The 8,427-nt window shown below is 69.0% G+C and carries 5 protein-coding genes, 2 tRNA genes and 1 pseudogene; all 8 read left to right on the forward strand.

Annotation, left to right across the window (positions count from 1 at the left end; translation table 11 throughout):
• Positions 1 to 326 precede the first annotated feature (326 nt).
• Positions 327 to 411 (forward strand) — tRNA-Leu (locus FV223_RS13965).
• 188 nt (positions 412 to 599) lie between these two features.
• A complete protein-coding gene (gene tig / locus FV223_RS13970; RefSeq protein WP_147727614.1) occupies positions 600 to 2,030 on the forward strand; it encodes a trigger factor in 1,431 nt (476 codons plus the stop codon).
• A 127-nt stretch (positions 2,031 to 2,157) separates the two neighbouring features.
• Positions 2,158 to 2,784, forward strand: a complete 627-nt coding sequence (locus FV223_RS13975) for an ATP-dependent Clp protease proteolytic subunit (protein ID WP_147727618.1) — start codon at positions 2,158 to 2,160, stop codon at positions 2,782 to 2,784.
• Positions 2,785 to 3,016: 232 nt separating this feature from the next.
• Entirely contained in the window at positions 3,017 to 4,288 is a 1,272-nt protein-coding gene (clpX, locus tag FV223_RS13980; protein WP_147727615.1) for an ATP-dependent Clp protease ATP-binding subunit ClpX, read from the forward strand.
• Between the two features lie 272 nt (positions 4,289 to 4,560).
• Positions 4,561 to 6,975, forward strand: coding sequence for an endopeptidase La (gene lon, locus FV223_RS13985; protein ID WP_147727616.1), 2,415 nt, complete (start codon positions 4,561 to 4,563; stop codon positions 6,973 to 6,975).
• A gap of 80 nt (positions 6,976 to 7,055) precedes the next feature.
• Positions 7,056 to 7,781 (forward strand): aspartate/glutamate racemase family protein, encoded by a 726-nt coding sequence (locus FV223_RS13990; protein ID WP_147727617.1) that lies wholly within the window; start codon positions 7,056 to 7,058, stop codon positions 7,779 to 7,781.
• Between the two features lie 60 nt (positions 7,782 to 7,841).
• Positions 7,842 to 7,917: transfer RNA gene (locus FV223_RS13995), tRNA-Val, on the forward strand.
• A 222-nt stretch (positions 7,918 to 8,139) separates the two neighbouring features.
• Positions 8,140 to 8,427 (forward strand): annotated as a pseudogene (locus FV223_RS14000) (hypothetical protein); the annotation flags it as partial.

The following is an 8,427-nucleotide window of genomic DNA, read 5'->3' on the forward strand; positions in this document are numbered from 1 at the left end:
GGCGCCCCCGGCGCAGGCGCCGCGGGCTTGCCCTGGGCCCGGCCGGCCCGCGGGAGCAGGAGGAACGCGGCGCTTCCCAGGAAGAGCGCCCGACGCGACGCGCCGTGTCGAGATTCGGTCGGCGGCGCGGATCGGGCTGTCGGCATGGAACCTCGGAGCGGCGGGGCGCGCGCGGAATCCGGGGCGGATTCCGGGGCCGCCGCTTGTAGCCGCCGCCCCCGCGCGGCGCCACCGTTTCGGACCCGCAAGTTTTTTGCTGCGGCCTGTGCCTCGCATGCTATAGACCCGCCCTCCGGCGGCCGGACACGCGCCGGGCATCGGCGCTCGCGGGCGTGGCGGAACTGGTAGACGCGCTGGATTTAGGTTCCAGTGTCGCAAGACGTGGGGGTTCGAGCCCCTCCGCCCGCACCAGCTCCGCCGTCGGAAACGGAAACGGCCGATCCCTGTGCGGACGCGGGCGGCCGGCTCCGCCCAGCGGATGCCGTTCGCCTCGCGCGGTCCCGCTTCCCCGTACCGAACCCGCGACTCCGCCAGGCCTCAGCAAGGGCCGCACCCGGATGCTCGCGCATACGATCACACGGACTTTGAGAGCGACGACGATGCAGGTGACCGAGACACACTCCGAGGGGCTGAAGCGCACGTTTCAGGTGTCCCTCGCCGCGAGCGAGCTCGAGGATCGCCTGAACACCGAGCTGTCGGGCATGAAGGACAAGGTCCAGCTCAAGGGCTTCCGGCCGGGCAAGGTGCCGGTGGCGCACCTGCGCAAGGTCTACGGCCGCTCGGTGATGGCCGACGTGGTGCAGAACGCCGTCAACGAGGCGAACCAGAAGATCGTCGCCGACAACGGCCTCAAGCTCGCCCTCGAGCCGCAGATCGAGTTCCCCTCCGACCAGTCGGTGGTCGAGAAGGCGCTCGACGCCAAGGCCGACCTCTCGTTCAAGGTCGCCCTCGAGGTGCTGCCGAGCTTCGAGCTCGCCGACCTCTCCGACGTCAGCCTGACCAAGCTGGTCGCCACCCCCTCGGACACCGAAGTGAACGAGGCGCTGGAGCGCATGGCCGGCCAGAGCCGCCCGTTCACCGAGCGCGACGCCGGCGCGGCCGCCGAGACCGGCGACCGCCTCACCATCGACTTCGTCGGCCGCATCGACGGCACCGAGTTCGAGGGCGGCAAGGGCGAGGGCATCGATCTCGAGCTCGGCTCGAACTCCTTCATCCCCGGCTTCGAGGAGGCGCTGGTCGGCGCCAAGGTCGGCGAGCAGCGCCTCGTCAAGGCGACCTTCCCGGAGGCCTACGGCGCCGAGCAGCTCGCCGGCAAGGACGCCGAGTTCGACGTGACCGTCACCAAGATCCAGGCCCCGGGCGAGGCCAAGATCGACGACGACTTCGCCAAGGGCATGGGCCTCGACTCCCTCGACGCGCTCAAGGAGGCGGTGGCCAAGGCGATCGGCACCGACTTCGAGGCGGCCTCGCGCCGCAAGCTCAAGAAGGAGCTCCTCGACGCGCTCGACGGCCGCTACGCCTTCGACCTGCCGCCCTCGCTCGTCGCGCAGGAATTCGCCAGCGTCTGGGCCCAGGTCGAGCAGGACCTGAAGGCCCGCGGCAAGACCTTCGAGGACGAGGACACCACCGAGGAGAAGGCCACTGCCGAGTACCGCAAGATCGCCGAGCGTCGCGTGCGCCTCGGCTTGGTGCTTGCGCAGGTCGGCGAGAGCGCCGATATCAAGGTCTCCGACGAAGAGGTGAACCAGGCCCTCATCGCCCGGGTCCGGCAGTTCCCGGGCCAGGAGCAGCAGGTCTGGGATTTCTACCGGAAGAATGCGCAGGCGCTCGCCGAGCTTCGGGCGCCGCTGTTCGAGGAGAAGGTCGTCGACCACGTCCTCGGCCAGGTCAAGCTGGTGGAGGAGCCCGTCTCGAAGGAGACGCTCTTCGCCGACGAGGAAGCCGACGACGCCGGCGACGGGAAGGCCGACGCCAAGTCGGCCGACTCGACGTCCGCCGAGGCGGCGCCGGCTGAATCGAAGGCCGACTGAGCCCGCGCTCGTCTCGAGGCGGCGGGCATATGGTTAGGCGGCGTTAAGGAATGCCGTCGTTCGCTGACGCGCCCGGCCTCTCCGTGATTCGCGGAGGGCCGGGCCCCTTGGAGCCCAAAAGGCCATGATGAGAGATCCGGTCGACTATTATAACAGCGCGCTCGTGCCCATGGTGGTCGAGCAGTCGAGCCGCGGCGAGCGGGCGTTCGACATCTACTCGCGGCTGCTGCGCGAGCGGATCATCTTCCTCACCGGACCGGTCGAGGATTACGGCGCGTCGCTGATCGTCGCGCAGCTGCTGTTCCTCGAGGCCGAGAACCCGAAGAAGGAGATCTCCTTCTACATCAACTCGCCCGGCGGCGTGGTGACCTCGGGCCTGTCGATCTACGACACGATGCAGTTCATCCGCTGCCCGGTGACGACGCTCTGCGTCGGCCAGGCCGCCTCGATGGGCTCGCTGCTCCTCACCGCCGGCGAGCCGGGCCACCGCTTTGCTCTGCCCAACGCCCGCATCATGGTCCACCAGCCGTCCGGCGGGTTCCAGGGCCAGGCCACCGACATCCTGATCCACGCCCGCGAGATCGAGGCGCTGAAGAAGCGCCTCAACGAGATCTACGTGAAGCACACCGGGCGCGACTACGACTCGATCGTCCAGGCGCTGGAGCGCGACAACTTCATGACCGCCGATGCGGCCAAGGAGTTCGGCCTGATCGACGAGGTCATCCAGAAGCGGCCCGAGCCGGCCTCCGCCTGAGGAGGCCGCATGCCCTCGCCCGGCGGCCGCGGCGTCGCCGGGGGAGGGGTGTGGCGATCGCGGCCTTGATCCCGCCGCGGCCGCGTGTTTGCATCGGGGTTCGCGGCGACCGGTTCGCGAGGGACCCCAGGCAAAGACGCGCAGGTGACTTTTTCTTTAAGCGGATTCCCTTACTTGTAAACGATGCGCGTGTGCCCCCGGCTGGCAGCGCACGCACGAATCGGAGACCGATATGAGCAAGACTGGCGGCACCGACTCCAAGAGCACGCTGTACTGCTCGTTTTGCGGCAAGAGCCAGCACGAGGTCCGCAAGCTGATCGCGGGCCCGACGGTGTTCATCTGCGACGAGTGCGTCGAGCTGTGCATGGACATCATCCGCGAGGAGTCGAAATCCTCCCTGGTGAAGAGCCGCGACGGCGTGCCCACGCCGAAGGAGATCCGGCGCGTCCTCGACGACTACGTCATCGGCCAGGACTTCGCGAAGAAGGTCCTCTCGGTCGCGGTGCACAACCACTACAAGCGCCTCGCCCACGCGACCAAGCACAACGACGTCGAGCTGGCCAAGTCCAACATCATGCTGATCGGGCCGACGGGCTCGGGCAAGACGCTGCTCGCGCAGACGCTGGCCCGCATCCTCGACGTGCCGTTCACCATGGCGGACGCGACCACGCTGACCGAGGCGGGCTACGTCGGCGAGGACGTCGAGAACATCATCCTCAAGCTGCTCCAGGCCTCGGACTACAACGTCGAGCGGGCGCAGCGCGGCATCGTCTACATCGACGAGATCGACAAGATCTCGCGCAAGTCCGACAACCCCTCGATCACCCGCGACGTCTCGGGCGAGGGCGTGCAGCAGGCGCTCCTGAAGATCATGGAAGGCACCGTCGCCTCCGTGCCTCCGCAGGGCGGCCGCAAGCACCCGCAGCAGGAGTTCCTGCAGGTCGACACGACCAACATCCTGTTCATCTGCGGCGGCGCCTTCGCCGGGCTCGAGCGGATCATCTCGGCGCGCGGCAAGGGCACCTCGATCGGCTTCGGCGCGACCGTGCAGGCCCCCGACGACCGGCGCACCGGCGAGGTGTTCCGCTCGGTCGAGCCCGAGGACCTGCTGAAGTTCGGCCTCATCCCCGAGTTCGTCGGCCGCCTTCCCGTGCTGGCGACGCTCGAGGACCTCGACGAGGACGCCCTCAAGAAGATCCTCCAGGAGCCGAAGAACGCCCTGGTGAAGCAGTACCAGCGGCTGTTCGAGATGGAGAACGTCGACCTGACGTTCCAGGACGAGGCGCTGTCGCTCGTCGCCCGCAAGGCGATCGAGCGCAAGACCGGCGCCCGCGGCCTGCGCTCCATCCTGGAGACGATCCTCCTCGACACGATGTACGACCTGCCGGGCCTCGACTCGGTGGAGCAGGTCGTGATCGGCCCCGAGGTGGTCGAGGGCAAGTCGCGCCCGCTCTTCATCCACGGCGACCGCAACAAGGAAGCGCCGGCCAGCGTCAGCGCCTGACGTGCGCCGGCGCACATGCGCTAAGTCCTTGACGGAGCGGGCCGATCACGGATCGGCCCGCGACAGGTGGGCACCTTGAAACGGGGCTCCTGGAAAACCACCTGAGGCTCAGCGCAGTGGCCGCTGCCTCCCTTGAGGGGCGGTACCGCGCCACCAGCCGCAAAGTCTCCAGCAGACCTATCCCGACCCTCGCGGCCCGGTCGGCCCCTGGCAGGAAGCTTGCTCCGAATCGGAGGAGCGACCGCCCGGCGTCCCTCATGAGGAAGTCAACGATGACCCAATCGAAATCCCGCCAGCCGGTCGTTCCGGGCTCGACCGGCTCCTACGCCGTCCTGCCGTTGCGCGACATCGTCGTCTTCCCGCACATGATCGTGCCCTTGTTCGTGGGTCGCGAGAAGTCCATCCGCGCGCTCGAGGAGGCGGTCAAGACCGACCGCCACATCCTGCTCGCCACCCAGATCAACGCCGGCGACGACGACCCGGCCACCGACGCGATCTACACGATCGGGACGCTCGCCTCCGTGCTGCAGCTCCTGAAGCTGCCCGATGGCACCGTGAAGGTGCTGGTCGAGGGCGGCGGCCGTGCCAAGATCACCGGCTTCACCCGCTCGGACGAGTATTACGAGGCCGAGGCCGAGGCCCTGGTCGACGAGCTCGGCGACAAGGTCGAGGCCGAGGCGCTCGCGCGCTCGGTGCTCTCGGAGTTCGAGAACTACGTCAAGCTCAACAAGAAGATCTCGCCCGAGGTCGTCTCCGCGGTCACGCAGATCGAGGAGCCCTCGAAGCTCGCCGACACGATCGGCTCGCACCTTCTCGTCAAGATCGCCGACAAGCAGGCGATCCTGGAGACGCCGACGGTGGCCGCGCGCCTGGAGCGCGTGCTGTCGCTGATGGAGAGCGAGATCTCTGTGCTGCAGGTGGAGAAGCGCATCCGTACCCGCGTCAAGCGGCAGATGGAGAAGACCCAGCGCGAGTACTACCTCAACGAGCAGATGAAGGCGATCCAGAAGGAGCTCGGCGACGAGGACGGCCGCGACGAGCTGGCCGAGCTCGAGGACAAGATCGAGAAGACCAAGTTCACCAAGGAAGCCCGCGAGAAGGCGTCGGCCGAGCTGAAGAAGCTGCGCCAGATGTCGCCGATGTCGGCCGAGGCGACGGTGGTGCGCAACTACCTCGACTGGATGCTCGGCATCCCGTGGAACAAGCGCTCGAAGATCAAGAAGGATCTCCTCGGCGCCCAGGTCCTGCTCGACGGCGACCATTTCGGCCTGGAGAAGGTCAAGGAGCGGATCGTCGAGTACCTCGCCGTGCAGCAGCGGGCCAACAAGCTCACCGGGCCGATCCTCTGCCTCGTCGGGCCCCCCGGCGTCGGCAAGACTTCGCTCGGCAAGTCGATCGCCAAGGCGACGGGTCGCGAGTTCGTGCGGATGTCGCTCGGCGGCGTGCGTGACGAGGCCGAGATCCGCGGCCACCGCCGGACCTACATCGGCTCGATGCCCGGCAAGATCGTCCAGTCGATGCGCAAGGCCAAGACCTCGAACCCACTCATCCTGCTCGACGAGATCGACAAGATGGGCATGGATTTCCGCGGTGACCCCTCTGCCGCCCTGCTGGAGGTTCTCGACCCCGAGCAGAACGCGACCTTCAACGACCATTACCTCGAGGTCGACTACGACCTGTCGAACGTGATGTTCGTGACGACCGCCAACACCCTCAACATCCCTGGGCCCCTGATGGACCGCATGGAGGTGATCCGCATCGCCGGGTACACCGAGGAGGAGAAGGTCGAGATCGCGCGCAAGCACCTGATCCAGAACGCGCTGAAGAAGCACGGCCTGGACAGCAAGGAATGGTCGATCGACGACGAGGCCCTGCTGATGCTCGTCCGCCGCTACACGCGGGAGGCGGGCGTGCGCAACCTCGAGCGCGAGCTGTCGAACCTGATCCGCAAGGCGGTGAAGGAGATCCTCATCACCAAGGTGAAGAGCGTCGAGATCGACGTCGAGCGCCTGCAGGTCTTCCTCGGCCCGCCGAAGTTCCGCTACGGCGAGATCGATGCCGACGACCAGGTCGGCGTGGTCACCGGGCTGGCCTGGACCGAGGTCGGCGGCGAGCTGCTGACGATCGAGGGCGTCATGATGCCGGGCAAGGGCAAGATGACGGTCACGGGCAACCTGAAGGACGTGATGAAGGAGTCGATCTCGGCGGCGGCGAGCTACGTCCGCTCGCGGGCGCTCGACTTCGGCATCGAGCCGCCGCTGTTCGAGCGTCGGGACATCCACGTCCACGTGCCGGAGGGGGCGACCCCGAAGGACGGGCCCTCGGCCGGCATCGCCATGGCGACCGCGATCGTCTCGACCTTCACCGGCATCCCGGTGCGCCGCGACATCGCCATGACCGGCGAGGTCACGCTCCGCGGGCGGGTGCTGCCGATCGGCGGCTTGAAGGAGAAGCTGCTCGCCGCGCTCCGCGGCGGCATCAAGACGGTGCTGATCCCCGAGGAGAACGCCAAGGACATCGCCGAGGTGCCCGACAGCGTGAAGAACGGGATGGAGATCATCCCCGTCGCGATGATGGATCAGGTCCTCAAGCACGCCCTGGTGCGCCAGCCCGAGGCGATCGCCTGGGAGGAAGTGATCCCGGTCAAGAAGACGGCCGAGGACGGCGCCGCCTTCGTCGCCCACTGACCGCCCGAGCATGAACGACGAGGCCCCGGAGCACCGCTCCGGGGCCTTTCGCTTGCATGGTCCCCCGCGAAAGGCCGCCCATGCGCATCCTGGTGATCAATCCCAACACCACCGAGGCCGTGACCGAACGCGTCGCCGCGCATGTCCGCCGGATCGCGGGGGCCGCCGCCACGATCGTGCCGGCGACAGGCCGCTTCGGGGCCCGCTACATCGCCAGCCGGAGCGCCGCGGCGATCGCCGGCCACGCCGCGCTCGACGCCTTCGCCGAGCACGGGGCCGGATGCGATGCGGTCTACCTCGCCTGCTTCGGCGATCCCGGCCTGCTGGCGCTGCGCGAGATCGCCCCCGTCCCGGTCGTCGGCATGGCCGAGGCCGCCTGCCGCGAGGCGGCCTCGGCCGGGCGCTTCGCCATCGTCACCGGGGGGACGGCGTGGCGGCCGATGCTGAGCGAGTTCGTCGCGCTCCTCGGCCTGTCGGACCGGCTCGCCGGCCTCCGCACGACGAACGCCACCGGCGGCGAGATCCACCGCGACCCGGACGCGGCCCTGGCCGACCTGATCGCCGCCTGCCGCGCCTGCGCCGACGAGGACGGGGCCAACACGGTGATCCTCGGCGGCGCCGGCCTGGCGGGCCTCGCCGAGCGCATCCAGCCCGCGGTTCCGGTACGGGTCCTGTGCTCGGTGGAGGCCGGCACCCGCGCGGTCCTCGCCGCCGCGGCCCGACCCGGCCCCACGCCGCCCGACCGCCCGGCGATCGACAGCGCCGGCCTGTCCCCGGCCTTGGCGCAGCTCCTGGCCGGCGCGTAGGGGGGCGCCGCGCGCCTCGGCCTTGCCTCGGTGCCGCGGCATGCCGTACCACGCGGGCGCGGGCGGTTAGCTCAGTTGGTAGAGCGTCTCCTTTACACGGAGAGGGTCGGCGGTTCGAGCCCGTCACCGCCCACCAATCGTCACGACGGCTCGGGGCGGGTCGTCGGACCCAGCAGGCGTTCGATCCTCGGAAGCGCCTCGGCGACCGGCGTCGCGGATCGCTCCACGAGATGCCGGCGCCGCGTCGGTCCGTGCGATCCTCGGGCTCCGATCCCCGTCGGCCGCGCGGATGGCGGATGATGGCGCCTCGGGCGAAATGATGCTCTAGGCTCCGGCGGCGCCACCCAGGACCAGCGACATGCGAACCGTCATCCTCGCGCTTGCCATCACGATCGCGCCCGTCCCGGCGCTCGCCCTGTGCAGCTGCACCTGTGTCCAGGGAACCGCCGTCGCGCGATGCTCCTCGACCGCCGACAACGTGCCGATCTGCCAGCTGCTGTGCCCGCCCTCCGCTGCCGCGCAATCGGTCGCCGGTCCGTCGATCACGCTGCCGGGCGCGCCGCAGCGTCGCGTGGACCCGATCCAGATCAACGAGCAGAACCAACAGCTGCGCTCGCAGGGCATCACGCCCCGCGACGGCCAGCCC

The sequence above is a fragment of the Methylobacterium sp. WL116 genome (assembly GCF_008039455.1).
GTDB lineage: Bacteria > Pseudomonadota > Alphaproteobacteria > Rhizobiales > Beijerinckiaceae > Methylobacterium.